Below are 22,339 nucleotides of genomic sequence, written 5' to 3'. Positions count from 1 at the left end.
GCAGAATAATTCTAAATTACGTTTTTGAACTGTAACTATAAATTTTATCTATTGTAAAAAATATTATCATAAAATTAAATTTGGTAAATTCGTAAGTAAGTTTTTAAAAATCATCACATTATGGAAAGTAATACAAATCAGAATTCTAGCGGAGAAAGCAAATGTCCGTTTTCGGGAGGTAGTTCAAAACAAGGTGCTGGATCAGGTACAAAAAATACTGATTGGTGGCCAAATCAGTTGCAAGTAAAAATCCTTAGACAAAATTCATCCTTATCCAATCCGATGGGGGAAGATTTTAATTATGCAGAGGTGTTTAAAAGCCTCGATTTAGATGCGATTAAGAAAGACCTCCACGATTTAATGACAGATTCTCAAGATTGGTGGCCGGCTGACTTTGGTCATTATGGCGGTCTATTTGTTAGAATGGCTTGGCACAGTGCAGGAACTTATCGTGTTCATGATGGCAGGGGAGGTGCTGGTGCTGGTCAACAGCGTTTTGCTCCGCTCAATAGCTGGCCGGATAACGTAAGTCTTGATAAAGCAAGAAGATTATTATGGCCTATAAAACAAAAATACGGAAGAAAAATATCGTGGGCAGATCTGATGATATTAACTGGGAATGTTGCTTTGGAATCGATGGGATTTAAAACCTTTGGTTTTGCAGGAGGAAGAGCTGATGTTTGGGAACCTGAGGAGGCCGTTTATTGGGGTTCTGAAACTACTTGGCTTGGTGGAGATGAACGTTATAATAATGGTTCGGATGGTGTGCCGAAAGATCATGGAGTTGTTTCATCTGATGATGATGCGGATGGTCAAATTCACTCTAGAAATTTAGAAAAACCTCTTGCTGCTGTACAAATGGGACTTATATATGTAAATCCAGAAGGACCTGATGGTAATCCCGATCCTATTGCGGCTGCAAAAGATATAAGGGATACTTTTGACCGTATGGCTATGAATGATGAGGAAACGGTAGCATTGATTGCTGGTGGACATACATTTGGTAAAACCCATGGAGCAGGACCTTCCGATCATGTGGATAAAGAGCCAGAAGCAGCAGGTCTGGAATTGCAAGGTTTTGGATGGAAAAGCAGTTTTGGTTCAGGGAAAGGGGCTGATACAATTACAAGCGGATTGGAAGTAACATGGTCAAAAACACCAACGCAATGGAGTAATAACTTCTTTGAGAATTTATTTGGTTTTGAATGGGAACTTTCTAAAAGTCCAGCTGGTGCACACCAATGGATTGCAAAAAATGCCGAAGCAATTATTCCTGATGCTTTTGACAGTGCAAAAAAACATTTACCAAAAATGCTGACAACTGACTTATCACTAAGATTCGATCCTGCCTATGAGAAAATATCACGCCGTTTTCTTGAAAATCCAGATGAATTTGCTGATGTCTTTGCTCGTGCATGGTTTAAGTTAACCCATCGTGATATGGGACCGCGCTCTCGTTATCTTGGAGATGATGTTCCTCAAGAAGAATTGTTATGGCAGGATCCTATTCCAGAAGTTAATCATTTACTAATTGATGGAAACGATATCGTACAATTAAAAGAAAAAATAATAAATACAGGTTTAAGCACTTCGCAATTAGTTGCAACAGCATGGGCTTCAGCTTCAACATTTAGAGGATCAGATAAACGCGGAGGAGCAAACGGCGCGCGTATAAGACTGGCACCACAAAAAGATTGGAAGGTTAACAATCCTACTGTACTTAAACAGGTTTTGGATAAACTTGAAAGTATTCAGGCAGAATTTAACAATTCGCAGCTAATTGGCAAAAAAATTTCTTTGGCTGATTTAATTGTTTTGGCAGGTAATGCTGGGGTTGAGAAAGCGGCAAAAGAAGCAGGATTTTCAGTAACTGTTCCTTTTGTACCGGGTCGTATGGATGCGTCTTCAGAGCAGACTGATGTTGAATCTTTCGGGTATCTTGAACCCAAAGCAGATGGTTTCCGTAATTATCGCAATACAAAATCGGTTGTATCTACAGAAGAACTTCTTATTGATAAAGCAAATTTATTGACGCTAACTGCACCAGAATTAACCGTGCTTTTAGGCGGGCTGCGTGTGCTTGATATTAATTCTGATGGATCAAAGAATGGTGTTTTTACCCATCGTCCAGGTCAGCTTACTAATGATTTCTTTGTAAATCTTTTGGATATGAATACCAAATGGCAGGTATTGTCTGATGATAAGGAACTTTATGCAGGGAACGATTATAATACAGGTCAGCCGAAATGGATAGGAACGAGAGCTGATCTTGTCTTTGGATCAAATTCAGAATTAAGAGCCATAGCTGAAGTATATGCTAGTAGTGATGCAAATGAAAAATTTATAAATGATTTTGTTTCTGCATGGGATAAAGTAATGAATTTAGATCGTTTCGATTTAGTATAACTATCTAGTTTTTGATTATTATTTAAAAGGTGGCTAATTAAAGCCACCTTTTATTTTTTTAATCTAAACCGAAATTTTTTCAATTAAAATTTCATAACCTGATTTATCAAAATAAGTACAGGTCATTTCAATGATATCAACTCTCCATCGGGCAATACCGCACTGGCCAGCATGATTGCAAAAAGTTAAATAATCAGTTTGACCATCTTGGTGCATCACCAAAAATTCGATGAACCGCTCTTTATTGGCTGATGCAGCAATTTTTATTTCATCATATTTTTCATCAGCAGTAACGGAGTAATTATTTACCCCATAATATTGAACATGGCCATCATCTACAAAGGTATCGTATCCTTTTATGCCCAAAATGATTAAATCTTGTATGTAATTTGGAAAATCAGCACCACTTTTTACTTTAGCATGAGCCTCTTTTATTTGTTCGATTGTAAACATATTTCGTTGGTTTTTAAATTAATTATAAACTTATAAAATCATCACTTTTAGGAAAAACGCTCAGCGCATCCACCACAAGCTGTGGAGTAGGAGAGGCCAGTTTTCGTAGTTTGGTATCCATCCAGGCACCGTCTACGGTTATGACTGCACACAAAACATCTTCTTTATAAAACTCATGAATAATAGACCAACGCGAAGCATCAGCTTTCATTTTTGCCATTTTCGTTTGCATGATAATAACGTCTGAGAGTTTGATTTCTTTTCTAAAAACACATTCTTCTCTAAATAATATGGGACCAATGTGTTCTGTTTGCATTACTCTTAATGTTAATCCTAATTGTTCGAGTAGTTCAACACGATGTTGTGCGCCAAAATCATAATAGGCACTATGACGTAAGTGAAAATTGGGATCTAAATCAGACCAACGCAAGGATAATTGTTTGCTAAATGTTGTCATAAGAAAGGGGATGTTTTTTGTAAGCTATTATGTTTTATACAAAAATACCTTAAAAAGCAAAACAGGAGTGTTTACTTTTTAAGGTATTTTGCTATTATAAATTTGAATTTTAAAATAACATTTGCGCTAAAGGAGTAAGTGATTGAGCCGATTTAGGCAACAAAGGGGTAAGAGCAGTAAATTGCGCTGGAGTAATTAATTTTTTTATTTTAGCTGTAAAAGACTCTCTAGTGGCAGTCATTTTGGAAGTATAATCTGCAGCGTCAGTTTTCTTGGTAGGCAGAATACTTTTCTTTTTATTTAATATCTCATTTACTAATGAATTCACGGCTGGTTTTTGAGCATCGGTTAATTTTAATTTTGGAGATAATAGCCCCATAACCTGATTAGAAATACTGGCAACATCAAATGAACTTGCAGCTGCCGAGGTTGCTGTATTGGTTGCTTTTGTAATATCTCCCATGCTTTGTGCATTGGCAAATGTAAATGTTCCAAATAAAAGTGCTGTGATAATGAGTTTCTTTTTCATAGATGTAAAATGTTTAATTTATTAATCTTAGTTAAAGGTATTAAAAATTAAAATAGTTTTTTGACTGTTTTATAAAAAGGAAGCTTATTTTATGCTCAATAATACAATCTAAAATCCAGTAGTTTACAGAGAGCATAGTGTTTTTGATGTAATTCTTCAACAATTTCTATTACATCGTCTAGCTCTTGGCATAAACTAAAGAAAGCCTTGTCAATGGTACCGCTACTAGGTATTTTATTATAAGATGAACCATAACCCGAAACACCACGGGCACCTGTAATGTCCAAAAAATATTGGGCTTCTTCCTGATTTAAATCCAATACTTTGGCATTAGCAAAATGGACGATTTTACCTTTCATTTTGCCTTCAAAAAGTTCGGCTATTTCTTCAAAACTGTAATAGTAGTTATTGAGGCAAATGGTGTTTTTTTTACCCGGCATCACTAAATAAATGATTTCATAATCGCCAAAGCTATGATCATCATAAAGTAAAGCATTTAGGCTTTCTTCTAATCCTTCAATAGTATCACAGGTTTTGTAAATACTTGTAATGCCTTGTTCAATTGCTAATTGTTCTAAGTTTTTGACTACTTCGGTAGTAGTGCTTGTTTCTATGTCAGGAACTGCTTCAAGGCAGAAAATAAATTTATCGTTATTCATAATAATAGATAATGAATATACAAATATAAAAAAGTGTAGTGGAGTTTGTTTATTGAAATGGAATAGATTTTAAATGATTTGATTTATAAATTTAGCTTTAAAAAACAAATAAACAATCCCTTATTTTAGTTAAGGCAGATTATATTAATCTATGGATCTGCGATGAAAAAAAAACTAGATGTTACTTACTCTTAATAAAAAGAATGCTGGAATGTTACTAATAACACCCAGCATCTTTTGCTAACTAATTAAACTGTGAAATTTTATTTTTGAATTATATGAAAAAGCTGCTCAAATTTCGAAAGACAGCCTTTAGATTTTTTTATTGATTAAAATTATAAGTACAAAATTAGGTTTAATGGATGTAAATAAACGTATCAAAACTCGCCAAAACACTTCATATCTCGTCAAAACACTTTATATTTTGTCAAAATCATGTTTTGTGGATACTTTATTTTTTTAATATTTAAAAAGTATAAACTATAAAAAAAGTGTCTATTTTAATTGTTATTTATACTGTTTGACTGGTACTGATATGTTTTGGCAAATCTTGATAAGTTGATTATACTGCGTAATCTCTAGATTTGTTTTATTATTAACCTATTTAACTAAATAAAATAATGAAACAAACTTACATTAGATTATTTCTAATTTTGTGTATGATTTTTACACTGCCAAATGTCAATGCGCAACGCATTGTTCAAGACTTGGATAGAGGTGTGGTTGCTATACGTCCGGCCTCAACTAAGGCTTTTATATCTTGGCGTTTATTTGCAACGGAGCCTTCGACTGTCGGATTCAATTTATACCGATCTGCAGCTGGTGGAGCTCCTGTAAAATTGAATACTACTGATCTAACTCAAGGAACTAACTTTACTGATTTAACAGCTAATTTTACAGTATCCAATGAATATTTCGTAAAAGCCGTGATTAATGGTATTGAGCAATCAGCAAGCAGGTCGTTTATGATGCCAGCAAACACTCCTGTTCAATCCTATATGAAAATTCCAATAAATCAAACTCCTGCGGGATATGTTGTAAATTACGTACGTGTAGGAGATTTAGATGGGGATGGCGATTATGATTTTGTTATGGTCAAATTCCCATCAACTACAGGATTGCCTATAATAGCAGAAGCTTATTTACAAGATGGAACTTTCTTATGGCAGTTGGATTGTGGTCCAAACAGTTTAAATACCTACAACAATGAGCCAGGTTCATCAACATTAGATTGTGGACATGGAGATAATATTGAAGTGTATGATATTAATGAAGATGGCAAAGCTGAGGTACTTATTAGAACTGCTAATGGGGTAAAATTTGGAGACGGTGCTGTATTGAATTATCCGTCTGATAATAACGTTCAATTTATATCTGTTTTAAACGGAATGACCGGAGCAGAGATGTCAAGAACTCAGTATAACAATCCTTATTTAGTTGAAGGACCTATGAATGGTCACTTTGGAATTGCTTACTTAGACGGTATTCATCCAAGTCTAATTTGGGAAGCTAAGAATAGAACAGGTGATACCGATTTTAATGATATGACGACCGCTTGGGATTGGAAAAATGGAACATTGGTCCAAAAATGGCAATTTATTTCAGCTCAACAACAAAAATCACTTCCAACAGGACACCAAATACGTATTATTGATTTGGATGGCGACGGAAAAGATGAAATCTGTCCTCAAGGTTTTGTTATTGATGATGATGGTACTTTGAAGTATACTTTAGCAGATAAAGATATCTATCATGGAGATCGTTTTTTTATTGGTGACTTAGATGCTAAAAGACCAGGTTTGGAAATGTATGGAATTCAACAAGGGTATAGTAAATCTGGTATCATGTGGTATTATGGTGATGCCAAAACCGGAGAGATTCTGTTAACTCAAAAAGATCCTGCTAACCGAGATATGGCAAGAGGAAATGTAGGTGATTTTGATCCTCGTTTTTCGGGTTATGAGTTTCATACTTTCGTAGATTATCTTTATAATGTTTCTGGGGCTGCTACTTCTACCAGTAATTTTTCATCATATCCTAATTTTAGAATTTTTTGGGATGGAGATTTATTGACTGAGAATCTGGATTACGGAAGAATGATAAAATGGAATTATCTGACTAATAATGAATCGAGAATTCAAATTGATGGCTATAATAGTTTTTGGGGTGTAAATCCTAATGTTGGACCCAATACACCTAGTTTTGTTGGAGATATTCTAGGAGATTGGAGAGAAGAGGTTATTTATGCATCTTCAGACCAAACAGAATTGAGAATATATACCACTCCAATTACGACTAATGAGCGTATATACACGCTATCACAAAACCCAGCTTATTTAAATAGTATGCACGTTAGAGGTTATTATCAAGGACATTTGACTGATTTTTATATAGGTGATGGTATGCAAGAACCACCTCTTTCTCCGATACAAAAAGCGGATAAATATTGGGAAGGGACTACTTCTGTATGGGATAGCTCTTCGCCAAACTGGACTTCAACAACAGGGAACAAAATTTTCTCGAATGGAGATTCAGTTATGTTTGATGTTAGAGGAAATAATACCAATCCAATTCAGTTAACTACTGATTATTCTCCGTCTAAGATTATTGCAATGAATCCTCAAGGAAAAGACTATGTTTTTTCAGGAACCGGAAAATTGACAGGAACGATGGAATTTGTAAAAGCACTAGCTGGAGCTGTTACATTCAATGGAAATTATGATTATACAGGTGCAACTTCAATTACTGAAGGGACATTAAATGTAAATGGAAGTTTAGTAAGTAATGTTACGATAGAGCCTAAAGGTGTTATTGGTGGAATTGGTACTTTCAAAGGAGCTGTTACACTTAAAAAAGGATACAATATCGATGGAGGAAAAATAGCTCCAGGAAATGGTAACGCAGACAATTTAATAGGTTCTTTAATTATAGAAGGTAACCTTGTTGTTCCAGGAGATAATAATTTTGCTTTTGATATTGTTCCTACAGCGACCAAAATAAATGATTCATTAGTTGTAAAAGGAAATTTAACTTTTAGTGGAAAAAATACTTTGATTATCAAATTTAAAGATGGTCTTGCTAAGTCAGGAACGTATAGTCTTATAAAATGTAATGGAACACTTACAGCAAACGCCGCTGATTTTACAATTTTTGGATTGGATGGGGTACCAAGTGAAGTTTTAGTTGAAAATAACCAAATAAAACTTAAGGTTTTGGGTCTAAGAGGTCCTGGATTAGTAACATGGAAAGGAACTGTTGATAATGTATGGGATGTCTATAAAACAAATTTTGATTTGAATGGAGCCACAACTGGTTTTACTCCAAAAGACACTGTTAAATTTGATGAAACGGGATTGATAAAATCGGTTCAACTTTCAGATTTTGCTGATACTTCAGGTATAATTTTTGACGCTACATCTGATTACACAATCAATGGTACTGGTTCGATTGATGGTACTGGAGATTTGATTAAAAATAATACTAATACAGTAACAGTCAATTTAACAAAAAGTACCTATACTGGTAAAACCATTGTAAATGGTGGAACACTTGCTGTTTCAACTATTGATTTTGGAGGAAGTCCATCTTCAATAGGCGCTACGGCAAATACTGTGGGTAATTTTGTGGTGAATAATTCGACCCTGAAGATTAATCATAACAGTACTACTGATCGTGTTTTGACCATTACAGGAAATACAACGATTAACACTCCAAATACAAGTGAGTATGCTATTTTTCAAGGAGATATTACTGGTTCAGGTAATTTGATTAAAGAGGGAACCGGCGTACTTTATTTATTATATAAAAATTCGTATTCCGGAGAAACGATTTTAAAAGATGGAACTCTTTATTTAAGGGGAGCTTTAGGAAATGGTAATGGACTAGGAACATTGGGTAAATTAACTATTGAATCAGGTTCTTTTATCATGGAAAATAGGCAGGCAAATGATAATCCGAATTGGAACATTGTAGTGCCTTCGGGTAAATCGGGTTCTTTTACCCCTGATGGCAGATGTACGCTTAATGGAACATTAACAGGGGCAGGAACATTGATGCTTAACATTCCTTTTATCCGTACAGCCTTCCGTGGCGATTGGTCAGCTTTTTCAGGAGCTATTAATGTCAATGGTGATTTTAGATTGGATAATACTTTTGGATATAGTAAGGCTACAATTAATTTAATTGCTTCTTCTAGTAGTTATGCAACTACGGCTTATTCAGTAACCTCGTCAAGAACAATCAAATTTGGTGAATTAAATGGTGTAGCAGCAACTAGCCTTTCAGCTGCAAATTGGGAAATTGGAGCTAAAAACACCAATTCGGTTTTTAATGGTACTATAGCCTCAAATTTACTTACAAAAGTTGGTACAGGATCTTTGACATTGACAGGAAATAATACCTATGCAGGTGTGACTACTGTAAGTGCTGGGCAACTTATTGTAAATAATACAACAGGAACTGGCGCAGGAACTGGTGCTCTTACAGTTGCTAATGGAGCAGCTTTAAAAGGTACTGGAATTTTAGCAAATGTTATTACAGTTTCTAGCGGAGGTACTTTAGCTCCGGGTTATCCATCTTTTGGAACACTAACTAATAGTAAAAATGTAACGTTGAATGCTGGAAGTTTTTATGAGTGTGATGTGAATTCAACAACAGATACAGCTGATCTTCTTTCTACAGGTGCTAATGTGTTAACACTTAATGGAACACTTAAAATTACAAATCAAAGTGGAGTAGCTTATGTTATTGGAGATACTTTTAAAATTTTTAACGGAACTAATATTACTGGTAATTTTACAGCAATTAACCCTGCACAACCAGGAATTGGTCTAGTTTGGGATCTATCTTTATTGAAAACTACAGGGGTTATATCTGTAATTAGAGATCCTAATTTATCAACAATTGTATTTAACTCAAATACTGTTACGCCAGAAGCATCAGTTTATCCTAATCCAACTTCAGGTAACTTCACAGTAGAGTTAAACAGTTTGAATGAAGGAGATGGTACTATAAGTATAGTAAATATTAAAGGAGAAACTGTTCAACAACGTAATGTTACATTTGTAAAAGGAAATCAAACTTTATCATTTGATATTAGTAGGTTTTCAAGTGGAGTATACTTCGTTAAAATTAATGGAGTTGATGGTACAGTAACTAAAAAAATAGTTTTGGTAAATTAAATAAGAACTCATTATTAATTAAGCAGCTCGTTGCAAAATAGTAACGAGCTGTTTTTTTTTAATATAATTATAAAAAATAATGTTACAAAAACCAATCGAAAGGATTTGCAGTCGGTAAATGCAATTCTGTTATTATACAATTTGACGCTATTCAAAAAAATATTATTTTTGCAGATATAAAAAACAAAATAGAATTCGAATATGTGAAAATAATTTCTTTCAGACAACTATAGTTCGCAAACCATCAATCGGTTTGTGGCATTGTTTAATCTTTAAAGAAAGAAATTATGTTAACCTTACAACACATTTCATATACCCATCTCAATAAAAATTTATTGTTTGAGGACATTAATCTCACTATAAATAATCGTGACAAAACTGCTTTAATTGGCAGTAATGGAACCGGAAAATCGACCTTGCTTAAAATTATAGCAAAAGAATTACTACCCTCGCAAGGAAAAATAATCGTTGATACGGCACCCTATTATGTACCTCAAATTTTCGGACAATATAATCATCTAACTATTGCACAAGCATTACAAATTGAAGGTAAACTCAATGCATTAAAAGAAATTTTGAACGGAAATACAGCCGAAGAAAATTTTGAAATACTGCATGATGATTGGACCATTGAAAACCGCTGTAACGAAGCTTTAAAATATTGGCAGCTTAATGATTTGGATTTAACTCAAAAAATGGAAACGCTAAGTGGTGGGCAAAAAGCTAAAGTTTTCTTGGCTGGTATTTCTATTCATCAACCGGAATTGATTTTATTAGATGAACCGAGTAATCATTTGGATGTTTCAGGCAGACAATTGTTGTATGATTTTATTCAATCAACAAAATGTACTTTGATTGTAGTGAGTCATGACCGAAAACTGCTGAACTTTTTGGATTCGGTTTGTGAATTGAGTAAACACGGGATTAAAGTATATGGTGGCAATTATGATTTTTATGCCGAACAAAAGCAAATAGAAAACAACGCTTTAAATCAAGATATTCAAAGCAAAGAAAAGGCTTTGCGAAAAGCCAAAGAGAAAGAATCTGAAACTTTAGAACGACAACAAAAATTAGACAGTCGTGGAAAAGGAAAACAAGAAAAATCAGGTGTTTCCCGAATAATGATGAATACTTTACGAAACAATGCGGAGAACAGTACTTCAAAAATGAAGACAGTTCACGCTGAAAAAATTGGAGGTATTTCGAAGGAATTACAAGAGTTACGTTCTACTTTACCTGATTTTGATAAAATGAAATTCGGTGTTGATAATTCGGTATTACACAAAGGCAAAATAGTATTTACTGCAACGAATGTAAATTTTAGTTATAACAACGGTCAAGCACTTTGGAAACACAATCAGAATTTTCAAATCACAAGTGGAGAACGGATTGCGCTGAAAGGAAAAAATGGCTCTGGAAAAACGACTTTAATCAAACTAATTTTAGGGAGTTTAGAACCACAATCGGGAACAACGTACCGAACCGAAAGTAAATCGATTTATATTGATCAGGATTATTCTTTGCTCGACAATAAACTGGAAGTGTACGAACAGGCGCAACAATTTAATACTGCTGCAATGCAGGAACACGATATTAAAATGAGACTCAATCGCTTTTTGTTTACGAAAGAGGATTGGGACAAATCTTGTAGTGTATTGAGCGGCGGTGAAAGAATGCGTTTAATACTTTGTTGCCTTACTATTTACAGCCAATCACCCGATATCATTATTTTGGATGAACCAACTAATAATTTAGATATTCGAAACATTGAGATATTGGCAGCTGCTATTAATGAGTATCAGGGAACTTTGATTGTGGTTTCTCATGATGAAACTTTTCTAGAACAAGTTAATATTCAACGTGTAATTGATCTTTAAAAACACTTTCATCATTTTAGTAAAAATCAAATGGAGATTATAATTCTAGTATATTCTAGATTTATATGTTATTTTTGAGTCTATTCGAGAAAATTATGAAAAATTTAATTTCGATTTCAGTTGCTTTCATTTTATTGGCGTGTCAAAATAGTTCTGATGCGCTTACAACACTTTACAGTTTACCCAAAAAACTTAAAGAAGTTTCTGGAATTACTTATTTTCCTGAAACGAATTTGGCTTATACATTAGAAGACAGTGGGAATGATAATAAAATATTCGCTTTAAATTCGGAGGGGAAATTAGAAAAAACCATTACAGTTACCAATGCAACAAATGTAGATTGGGAAGATATTACAAAAGATAAAATAGGTAATGTTTATATAGGAGATTTTGGAAACAATGATAATGAACGTAAAGATTTATGTATTTATAAAGTTGCCAAAAGCGAATTGAGTAAAGAAAACGCAGTTTCAGAATATAAAATTTCTTTTTCATTTCCAGAACAGACTGAATTTCCACCAAAGAAAAAAGAACTATTTTACGATGTTGAAGGTTTTTTTGAATACCAAAATTACTTTTACCTTTTTACAAAAAATAGAAGTAAGGATTTTGACGGAACAGCTTTTATTTATAAAATTTTAAATGCGCCAGGCACTCAAAAAGCAACAAAGATTGGCGAATTTAAAACCTGTGATAACTACAATCATTGCGTGCTGACAAGTGCAACCATTAGTCCAGATGGAAAAAAAGTAGTTTTGTTAAGTCACGATAAAATTGTTTTATTTCAAAATTTCAATGGAGATTTATTTCATAAAGGTTCTCAAACAGAAATAAAACTGAATCACTTTTCGCAAAAAGAAGCGATAGTTTTTAAAGACAATAATACACTTTTAATTGCCGACGAAAAAACAAAGAAGATAGGAGGTAATGTTTATGAGTTTAAGTTGAAGTGATAAATAAAGTTGCTAAGATTCTAAGTAACTAAGTTTTTGACTTAGAATCTTAGTAACTTAGTAACTTTCCTAAAAACTATATGCTGCTCCAAAAATAACTCTTCCAGCTTCATCAGAAGATTTAAAATAGGTAATTCGAGCTGTTATAGTATTTACGGCATTTAACCAAAGTCCGCCGCCATAATCATTATGCCATTTTCTAGAATCTTCACCTTCAAGCCAGATTCTTCCGTAATCAAAGCCACCTAAAATTCCGTACGTCATAGGTACAATTGTACGTTGAATTTTACCAATAGTAAGTCTTACATCACTACTTTGAGAAAAATAGGAATTTCCTAAAAATCGCTCGTTTCTATACCCGCGTAAATCTTTATCACCTCCTAAGGTAGCACCTTGATAGAACTCATAATTGTTATTAAAAATTGTTTTTCCTTTCAGGTATGTAGCTAAAATTAATTTTCCGTTTTTGTCAATTTTATGAGTAAAACCCAAAAGACTTTCCAGTGTTGGGAAGTTTTGTTTGGTGTCTTCTAAATTTGCTGTCCAGCTGGCCTCAATTCCAAAAGCTATTCCTAAAGTAGGTTTTGCTTTAAAATCAGAATTTCTAAAACTATATTTGATTTTTGCACCACCAAAAGTCTTAGCGTTAAAAACATCAGGATCAATACCATTCAGAGTGTTTATAAATCGATCTTCGGTTTCTTCTATTTTCATTCTTTCCAAAAATGGCTGAAAACTAAATTCGCTTCCATAACGGCCGACATGGCGAATAGCACCAGCAACTTTTAACTGCTGAATGCGGACTCTGTTGTAATCCATACCCAATTCCTGATCATAATTTGGAGTTTCGTTTCCATACCCAAAATAGTTCTTCGCAAAATTGGGAGTTGTGTATTGCGATTCGACATCAATAACCCATTTTCCTAACAAGCCAGGAAAATGTGCAACATAATTAAACTCAAGTCCACCAGTTGCAAAGTAATAGAAGGCATTTAAAATGTGTCTTTGTGTATATGGATTCTGTTTAAAATTGTTAACCGTATAGTTTACATTAATACCCATTTTTACGCCATCATCGGGATTATAACCAATGTTTGGAATTCCAGAAATGACATTATATTTTGGTCTTTCGTAATTGTATAAATTCACATCATAATCATCCGTCAGTTGAGTTTGGGTTTTAGAATCTAAATTATAGGTGTTTTCTTTTGATTTAAAATCATACACGATAACTCTTTTTCCGTTCTCAACGTTATAAATATCATTGTTTTGTCCTCCGATTAAGCGAATTTTTATATTCGATTTTTTCTTACCAATAACCTGAAATATGTCATTATCATCCAAACCATAAATCCATAAATTTTTAGTTTTAGCGTCGTTGACATTTTTGGTATAAACTAATTCGTCACCTTCTTTTTTTACTCTAAAAACCTGAATTTCGATATTTTTACTAGCGTTATGATTAATGATAAATTTGTCTTTTTTATCGGTTCCAGCAATCATTACAGTTTTACTCAAAACATCAAAATATTCCGAAGCATATTTCTGAAGTTCTTTTTTTCTGTTTTTTAATTTAGCCTTAATATCTTCAATAGTTTCATCTTGAACTTCTTTTGGAAGTGATTTAAAAGCATCATCAATATCATTGTCTGTTAAATGCTCCTGAATATATTTGGCTTGAACTAACCAATCTTTTTCGTCAGCAGTTCTTAGAAAAGCTAAATCAAGTGGATAAGGTTCTCTATTAAGCCATTTTACATTGTCAATTTCTTTTTTAAAAGTTCGCATGTGACGAAGCGCAGGAATATTCATTAAAAGCGAAAGTAATGTTCCATCATACTTTGAAAAAGCCTGATCGCGATCTCGTGGAATTGGTTTGTAAATTACTTTACCATCTTTTTTGTATTCTCCCCAACGCCATTGATCACTGTGTCTGTCCCAATCTCCAATCAACATGTCAAATAAACGGGCTTTTATATATTCTTTTTCATCGACACTATATTTTTCGTCTTTATGAAGATTCTGCATCATATCATCGGTACCGATAATATCTGTTGGGTTGCCAAAACTTTTTACATCCAAATGGTTGTCTCCAGGACGCTCTTCTATCATGTATAATGCGTCACCAAAATTTGCATTAAATTCTCCCAATTTTTTTTGTTTTGGGATATAATATAAGACCGGATTTGTATGAGCTATTCCCAATTTTTCTGCCATATCGCCAACAGCAAATGGCGTATATGGATGAGAAGTTGTGTAAAAATCCAACAGGAAATTTTCAGCATAAGTATCCTCAAAATCATTTACTATATATTGATCTTTGAAAGCTACTGACTGTAAAAACTGTGTTGCACTTTTTTTCATGCCACGCATCACATATTCTCTTCCTTTTGAATCAGCCATTCTAAGCGAAACGGATTGATGTCCTCCACCTTCACGAATAGGTTTCAGACCTCCAAAAAGTGTGTCTAAAACAACGGTTTTAGCTTCGATTGGTAAACTGTAATATTTTCTGTAATGATTTCCGAATAAAAATTTATGGACTAAACTCTTTTGCGTCATTTCTTCAGAATAAATTGAAGTAACGAAACTTGGCGGAAAATTATTTGGAGTATCAGCTGCCCAATTAATCTCTTTGGCTTTTATAATTTCATGTTCAAACAGCAATTTTTCTGTATTATTTTCATTTCCAAAGTAAGCCACTTTTGCATCACCACTTTTAAATAAAGTAAGCACTGCATATCCATTTCCTCCGTATGAAAAATCACCTGGATTAATGGCTCTTGCAGCTTCAGATTTGGAACCGGCACCACTAATAATCTGTGGAATATTTTCTTTGTTGATATATTGAAGATTATGATCGTGTCCAGAAACTACGATTACATTTTTCTGCCTTTGTAAAAGTGTTTTAATTCTCTTGGCATAAATGGTATATTGTTTGTTTTGAAGATCCTGAGGACTCACTCCAGAAGTTTTTCGTAACAAATTAATAAAGGAACCTATTACAGGAAGCGGGATTTTTTGTTCCAAAGGAAATAATTGTTTTTCTAATGAAAACTGTCCTCCATGAGTCCCATTACTAAACAAAGGATGATGAATCGCAATGATAACTGTTTTTTCCTGATTTTTATTCAATAGATTTTCCAGTTCATCAAAAAAACCTTCTCTGGTTTTGATGTCGCAATTGTCGTTTATTGTTGGGTGATTATTCCAATCTTCTAGAAACCATTCGCTATCAATAGTTATCAAAGCGGTGAGACTGTCAATTTTCACATCTTCAATCGGGCAGCTTTTTCTAGGTAAAAAAGCTTTTTTATCATTTAAATATTTAGTTACAAAATCGGCCTGATGTTCCAGTCCTTTGCTGCCACTATACCAATCATGGTTTCCAGGAATAACAATAGTCTTTCCTTTAAACCCTTCGGTTAATTTTAATTGATTCGTTAATTTTTTTTCTGCTAAAGCTTTTTCGGATGCATTATTATCGCTAGGAAAACCTTTAGGATATATATTATCGCCTAAGAAAAGTAAAGTGGCTTTTTTATTCGATTTTTTTAATTTTTGATGTAATAATTCCAGCGTTTGCTGCGCTTGTTCTTCATCTGCATTTCCTGCATCTCCAATTAAATAAAAAGTGTGTGTAATTTTTATAGTATCAGTTGCGTTTTCATTTTCATTGGCACTCACATTTTTTCCGTATTGAGGTTTATGTGTCGCACAGGAACTCAGTATAATCAATAAAGCTATAGTGGTAGAATAATTTTTAATTGAAGTAATAAAACGATTATCCAGAAACAATTTCATAATTTAGTCAGATTAAAATATTCTTTATGAATCTAGTAGAACAATCAGAAGATTTGGTCAGTAATTTACTCAAAGATAAACTATCTAATCTATATTCTTACCATAATTTAAATCATACTCTTAATGTGGTTGGTGCAGTTAATAAACTTTGTATCAAGGACAACGTAGAAGGGATAGAAAAAGAAATGCTTTTGGTAGCTGCTTGGTTTCATGACACAGGTTATATCAATGGTGTAGAAGACCACGAAGAGGAAAGCGTAAAGATTGCTACTAATTTTTTAAAAGAAAAAGGGCAGTCCGATGAGTTTATAACAGCGGTTTCTAAACTTATTTTGGCGACTTCAAAATTTTATGTACCTCAAAACCAGTTAGAAAAAATAATAAAAGATGCTGACTTTGTTCATATTACGAGTTTAGAATATACTTCAACTTGTGAATTATTACGTTTTGAGTTAAAAAATACGATGAATCTTTCTTTTGACAGTTTAGAATGGGCAAAAGAGAATCTTAATTTTTTAATGAATAAACATCAATTTTATACGGATTATGCTTTGAAAAAATGGCAGCCTTTAAAAGAGAAAAATATAGAGATGGTTCAAAAAAAACTCAATAAACAAGAATTGAAAAAAGCGAAAGAAATAGAAGAAGTAGAAAAGAAGAAGATCAAAGAAGAAAAACCAGATCGTGGTATTGATACTTTATTTCGGGTAACGTTAGGAAATCATACGCGTTTGAGCGGTATTGCTGATAGTAAGGCTAATATTTTACTTTCGGTAAATGCTATTATTATTTCGATAGCTCTCTCTGTTTTGATTCCAAAATTGGATAGCCCAAAAAATGCACATTTGGTTGTTCCTACTTTCATTATGTTGATGTCTAGTGTTATTACTATTATTTTTGCCATCCTCTCTACACGGCCAAAAGTGACCAAAGGGGTTTTTACTAAAAAAGATGTAGAAGATAGGAATACAAATCTTTTGTTCTTTGGAAATTTTTATAAAATGCCTTTGAAAGACTATCAATGGGCTATGAATGATATGATGAAAGATCGAGAATATCTTTATAATTCATTAATTAAGGATTTGTATTTTTTAGGAATAGTATTAGAAAAAAAATACAGATTATTGCGAATTGGTTATAATGTTTTCATGTTTGGATTGGTACTTTCGGTAATTGCTTTTATAATCGCTTTTAAAGCAATTAGCATTTAATTTTCTGAAGTTTTTTCACCATTAATTTTGTAATAAAGCATCATAATTCTGTAATTCATATCATAGTTTTAAGTTCTTACTTTGTAGTGAACTTAAACTTTGTAATTATGAAATCTTTATCTATAATATTTTTAGTATTAGTGTTTGCTTCCTGTCAGAAACAACAGAATGAAGAGATCAATAGAGCAAAACAAGCTAGTATTGATTCTATGAAAACGGAAATCAATAGGCAAAAAGTTATTGATTCGATGCAGTTAGAAATGGCAAAAATTGAAGAAAAAAAAGAACGCCCCCAAAATGTAACTGTAGTAAATCAACCTGCATCCACTGCTGTGGCTCCTGCTAAAAAGAAAGGATGGAGCGGAGCAGCAAAAGGAGCCGTAATTGGCGCTGGTGTTGGTGCTGCAACTGGTGCAATTGTGAGTGAGAAAAAAGGACAAGGTGCAATAATAGGTGGACTAGTTGGTGCCGGAGTTGGTGCGGGAACAGGAGCTATTATTGATGACAGTGCAAAAAATAAAGAGAAATAAATAAATTATTATTTTTACAAAAGAGCCTTTGAATTTCAATCGAAATTCAAAGGCTCTTTTTATGTTTGAAAAATTCAATTTTTAAATCAGTATCTTTTTTAAAGATTCGGCAATGCTTCTCCATAAAAAATTATAGAAAGACTTCTCCTGAATTCGTTCTAATTCTATTTTTGCTTCTTCTGATTTTCCATCTGAATCATTTTTTAGAAGTAAATTGGCAACAGTACTTTTTAATTTGGCTTTTTTATCAGGATCTTCTTTTTTGTATAAAGTCACATTTAGATCGTGGTATTCTAAACTGGCATTACCGTGTGCGTTTTTGTCATTACCAACAATATTAAAAGTATAGGACTTAAAAACACCATCAAAAGAAGCATTGATATAAGGTTTTGTAAATTGGTACAATGCCTTAATGTCAAAATTTTGAATTCTACCTTTTATCGTAAAACCATCTTTTTTATCAAGTACATTGAATGTCCAATGCACTTTCAATGGTGAATTTTTCATAAAACGGCAATTGATTTTGATATCAACATCAGCAGTTTTTTTTAGGCCAAAACCACTTTTAATGTGAGTTGCTTTCAAATCAAAATGATCAAATGTTAATTTGGCCGGTCCTTTCTTAAAATTGATTTCTTCTTCGTAAACTAATTTAGAATGATGGATTAAAAGTGTATCTATTTGCAACGGAAATTTTATTTTTCGAAGTAATGCGTTATACAATGGCTTTTTACTTAAATCATCTTCGGGAATTTTGTTGCGATAAATATTAGCGTTTACACCATCTAGAATTAATGATTTGGCATTAAAGAAAAAAACATCATTTTTAAATCCCCAATCCATTGATTTTATATCTAATGAAGATGCTTTAATAGTAAAAAGATCTTTCTCTTTTGGTATCTTTTTTACAAATTCAGCGCGGGAATATTCTGGTAAATATTCGAAATCCTTTATGTGTAGCGTATGATTTGTAGTTCGTATTTCATGCGCTTTAATCGTGTAAAAATCATTAGGTTTGAAATACAGACTGTCACAATTTACAACGTATTTATCGAATAAAAATGGAATGGAACGTTCCAATACCGCATCAGTAATTACGATATCTTCTATTTTTGTAGTGATGTTTTGGGTACTAAGAATGGTTTTATCATCTTGTGTAGAAATAACAGCAAGTTTTCCTTTGTTTAAGAAAATATTAGACACTATAATAATTTTCTCAAATGGCTCAACGACCTCTTTTCTAACATTACGAGTGTTCTTGTCTTTTTTGTATAAAATGACATTGGGTTTATCAATTGTGATGCTTTGAGCTTTTATAATATCATTAAAAAGTAAATTCCAAATGCTAAAATTAGTTATAGTAATGGATTCAGTTTTAGCATAAACTCCAATTTTGTCAATACTGTTTTTGGGTTTTATTTTAGGAAGTACTACCGCATTAGAAATGTAAATATTGGCTGGAAGTAAATCAATTTTTAGCTCTTTATAATCAATGTTATAAGGAGTTTCGTTGTTTTCTTTTATAATTTTAGGAAGCTGGTTTGTAAGCCAAAAATTCAAACCAAAATTGGCTAAAAGCAATAGTGCTAAAAAAGCAACAATTCCGAGGATGATTTTTTTGGTTAAAGTCATTTCCAGTTATTTGATTTTAAAAACTATAAATTTAAAGTTTTAAAGCCTATCGCTATTTACATAATTAATGGTAAGTTTTATGAGTTTTAATTCTGTTCGTTTACTAAATCTTGGTAAGTACTATCTTGTTTATAATTTGGGATATTGGTATTAATTACTTTTACCCGAATTGCTCTTAATCCTGATACGCCTTGAAGTTCTTCAACTTCGAATTGCTCAATAGTTGGCTCTAATATTTTTTTGAATTGCAGGTATTTGATGTATTTCAAATATTCGTTTTGTTCCGAATTATGAGAGTACACAATAGTGATTTTTTCTTTTTGGGTTATTCTTTCTTTTGTCCCTTTTATTGTTGCTTTATCGATGCGTTTTTTGACCACTTCATAACGGGCATTATAAGTTCCGTCAACATCAAAACGTTTTTCATCCATTCGAAAACGAATAGAAATAGGGGAACTAAATACTAAAATTAGTGAAGTTACATCCAATTCATAAGGCAAAGTAGCTTTGAGCTGATGGTGTTCCAGTTCCATTTCGCACAATGTTTGCAGTTGCCAAAGCCTTAGATTATTTAAATACAGATTATCAAAAGGTTTTGTTGGGGCAATAGATTCGCCAATATAAAGGTTGTGTTCTACGCCGTCGGTTTTAAAACGTTCATAATAATGCGGGTAAATTAATTGGGCGTCTATTTGCTTTTGGTCCAAAATAGCAGCTAATTTTTTATTGATAATAGACATGGTATTATCAAATTTCTTTCGAGATTGATAGAACATTTTTGTTTTTTCATCCAAGCTATCAAAATAGTGTTGTTTTTCGATTTCATGTTCCACATCCATTTCGGTGTTTTGGAGTATCGGATGAATTTCGGTTTCAATATAATTCTGAATTTGTTGTTCTGTATCTGCTTTTAATATAGAATCGAGTTCGGTGTTAAAAGATTGTAATTCAAATATTCGTTGTTCCAGCAAAATGAAACTTTCATTTGATTTTTGACTTTCAAAGAGATTTATAAGCGTGTTTAATTGATTTTTTAAATCTTCTTTTACCGTTTTATTTCGATGTTCAGAAGAGCCTTTAATATCAATTTGACCATACAATGGATAGACTTCTTTGAATATAATTTCTTTAAAAATATAATCTTTTGAAGGAGAGTTTGACTGAAAATATTTCAGAGCTTCTCTTTTAAATTTCCAATAAACACTAGAATGAATGGCTGTATATTCTCTTTGAATAATGGCTTCAATTTGGTTTTGTTTATCAATCTTATAGCTTTCGAGATTATCAACCAAATAAGGTAAAAACAAATCCAAATTGATTGCATTAATGCTATTTAGGGCTTTTGGTTTTGATGAAACCAATTCAATAATCCCAAGAAGGGTGTCGTCTTTTATGACTGGTGCAAAAATGCAACTTTGTATATTTTGTTGTAGTAAATGATGTCCTAGCGTTTCATTTCCTTGAATTTTTGAAAATTGTTCAACATCAGAAATTATAATGTTTTTTTTATTTTCTATAATGGTTTTAAGACAATGACCATAAATACCGTTTTTACAATCCATTTCCCCAATATCATTCAAAATGTAACTTTTGGTGACTTTATCAGTGTAAGGCGGGATTGTAAATTTGTTTTCTTCTTCGTCGTATAGAATAAAACCAATTCCTAAATCAGGGATTTTAAAAATCGATTTAAAAATGGATTCAAAACTGATTCCAGATTCTGTTTGCGGCGATTTTGCTCTTAAAAGATTACTTTTTAAATTTGAGACAGCACTTTCTCGGGTAACATCAAAAAGGCTTACTATTCCAAATCCTTTTAATATCCAACTTTGAAGAGGGAATTTCTCTTTCCAAAGTTCAATATTATCATAATTATTCATCAACAGATTAATATCGTCCTGAGTAATTTTTGGCGCATTTTGAGTTGGGATAATTTCAATAAAATCGGCATTATATAAAATTCTGTAGTGATACATTACACCATTTGCATTTGGAATATCGTAGAATAAAGGTTTGTTGAAATCAAAATTCTGACCGTAAACTGCATTTAAAATCAGTATGCAATTAAGAATATAAAATTGATCCTCTTCAAAATCACGTATTTCCATGTCAAATGTCATTCCTGCATTTTGAAGGATTCTTTTAAACCTTTCAGAATAATTAAAAGTCACATTTTGGAAAGGAATAGTTATGGCTTTAATCTCGTTATTTGTTAATGCAGTAGGGAAGAGGTCCGCAAATAAATTATGGATTAGTTCTTCGTGTTTATTTATAAAGTTCAAATCGGGAATTCCTTCTCTGAATTCAGGATAAGGTTCAATTTCTTTGAGTAAAGCTTTGGCATAATTGGAGCGATAATCCACATTGGTTGCAGCAATTTTTTCCAGATTTTCTATCAATTTATGAAAGGAAATCAGCGTTTTAAATGGGCTTTTTGTGAATGCAGTATTGCTCATAACAGGTAAGTTTTCTAAAAGTAAAATTATGGCTGGTAATAAAGATAAATATATGAAATAATGACGAATGCTGTACTGTAATTCAAAAGGGGAATGGACTAAAATATAAATTTGTTTAGTTTAATATGTTTTATGCATAAATGAATGATTAAAGAATTGGATATCAACTTTAAATTTTAGTTTTGTAACTAA

General features: G+C 32.6%; 13 protein-coding genes. 6 read left to right on the top strand and 7 right to left on the bottom strand.

Going from position 1 to position 22,339, the window contains the following annotated elements:
* Window positions 1-120 precede the first annotated feature (120 nt).
* Window positions 121-2,406, top strand: a complete 2,286-nt coding sequence (gene katG, locus ACUN3A_RS02985) for a catalase/peroxidase HPI (protein WP_445549870.1) — start codon at window positions 121-123, stop codon at window positions 2,404-2,406.
* A gap of 63 nt (window positions 2,407-2,469) precedes the next feature.
* Here the strand turns inward: katG and ACUN3A_RS02980 are convergent, their stop codons facing one another.
* From ACUN3A_RS02980 to ACUN3A_RS02965, 4 genes are all read right to left on the bottom strand, one after another.
* Window positions 2,470-2,859: a DUF1398 domain-containing protein gene (locus ACUN3A_RS02980; protein ID WP_445549869.1), complete on the bottom strand. Its 390-nt coding sequence runs from the start codon at window positions 2,857-2,859 to the stop codon at window positions 2,470-2,472.
* A 22-nt stretch (window positions 2,860-2,881) separates the two neighbouring features.
* On the bottom strand, window positions 2,882-3,316 hold the full coding sequence (locus ACUN3A_RS02975) for an acyl-CoA thioesterase (protein ID WP_445549868.1): 435 nt from the start codon (window positions 3,314-3,316) through the stop codon (window positions 2,882-2,884).
* A gap of 109 nt (window positions 3,317-3,425) precedes the next feature.
* Window positions 3,426-3,845, bottom strand: coding sequence for a hypothetical protein (locus ACUN3A_RS02970; RefSeq protein WP_445549867.1), 420 nt, complete (start codon window positions 3,843-3,845; stop codon window positions 3,426-3,428).
* Window positions 3,846-3,940: 95 nt separating this feature from the next.
* Window positions 3,941-4,504, bottom strand: a complete 564-nt coding sequence (locus ACUN3A_RS02965; protein WP_445549866.1) for a DUF6642 family protein — start codon at window positions 4,502-4,504, stop codon at window positions 3,941-3,943.
* A gap of 620 nt (window positions 4,505-5,124) precedes the next feature.
* Between ACUN3A_RS02965 and ACUN3A_RS02960 the strand changes: the two genes are divergently transcribed.
* The 3 genes from ACUN3A_RS02960 to ACUN3A_RS02950 all read left to right on the top strand — a co-directional run bounded on the left by ACUN3A_RS02960 (window position 5,125) and on the right by ACUN3A_RS02950 (window position 12,514).
* Window positions 5,125-9,684 carry a rhamnogalacturonan lyase family protein gene (locus tag ACUN3A_RS02960; RefSeq protein ID WP_445549865.1) on the top strand — a complete coding sequence of 1,520 codons (4,560 nt, stop codon included), beginning with the start codon at window positions 5,125-5,127 and terminating at the stop codon, window positions 9,682-9,684.
* 287 nt (window positions 9,685-9,971) lie between these two features.
* Window positions 9,972-11,561, top strand: coding sequence for a ribosomal protection-like ABC-F family protein (gene abc-f, locus ACUN3A_RS02955; protein ID WP_445549864.1), 1,590 nt, complete (start codon window positions 9,972-9,974; stop codon window positions 11,559-11,561).
* A gap of 95 nt (window positions 11,562-11,656) precedes the next feature.
* Window positions 11,657-12,514 carry a hypothetical protein gene (locus ACUN3A_RS02950; protein ID WP_445549863.1) on the top strand — a complete coding sequence of 286 codons (858 nt, stop codon included), beginning with the start codon at window positions 11,657-11,659 and terminating at the stop codon, window positions 12,512-12,514.
* 69 nt (window positions 12,515-12,583) lie between these two features.
* On the opposite strand, the gene ACUN3A_RS02945 is transcribed toward ACUN3A_RS02950, so the two are convergent.
* A complete protein-coding gene (locus tag ACUN3A_RS02945) occupies window positions 12,584-16,318 on the bottom strand; it encodes a metallophosphoesterase (protein WP_445549862.1) in 3,735 nt (1,244 codons plus the stop codon).
* 26 nt (window positions 16,319-16,344) lie between these two features.
* On the opposite strand from ACUN3A_RS02945, the gene ACUN3A_RS02940 reads away from it, so the two are divergent.
* Both ACUN3A_RS02940 and ACUN3A_RS02935 read left to right on the top strand, forming a co-directional pair.
* Window positions 16,345-17,529, top strand: a complete 1,185-nt coding sequence (locus ACUN3A_RS02940; protein ID WP_445549861.1) for a Pycsar system effector family protein — start codon at window positions 16,345-16,347, stop codon at window positions 17,527-17,529.
* Between the two features lie 107 nt (window positions 17,530-17,636).
* The gene (locus ACUN3A_RS02935) at window positions 17,637-18,059 is read left to right on the top strand and encodes a YMGG-like glycine zipper-containing protein (protein ID WP_445549860.1); all 423 of its coding nucleotides are present in this window, start codon (window positions 17,637-17,639) and stop codon (window positions 18,057-18,059) included.
* 81 nt (window positions 18,060-18,140) lie between these two features.
* On the opposite strand, the gene ACUN3A_RS02930 is transcribed toward ACUN3A_RS02935, so the two are convergent.
* Both ACUN3A_RS02930 and ACUN3A_RS02925 read right to left on the bottom strand, forming a co-directional pair.
* Window positions 18,141-19,691 (bottom strand): hypothetical protein, encoded by a 1,551-nt coding sequence (locus ACUN3A_RS02930; RefSeq protein WP_445549859.1) that lies wholly within the window; start codon window positions 19,689-19,691, stop codon window positions 18,141-18,143.
* Window positions 19,692-19,777: 86 nt separating this feature from the next.
* On the bottom strand, window positions 19,778-22,147 hold the full coding sequence (locus ACUN3A_RS02925) for a GAF domain-containing protein (protein WP_445549858.1): 2,370 nt from the start codon (window positions 22,145-22,147) through the stop codon (window positions 19,778-19,780).
* Window positions 22,148-22,339: the final 192 nt, after the last annotated feature.

It is taken from the genome of Flavobacterium sp. WC2509 (assembly GCF_052683105.1).
The sequence above is the reverse complement of the archived record's forward strand: the minus strand, read 5'-3'. Positions and strand labels throughout refer to the sequence as shown.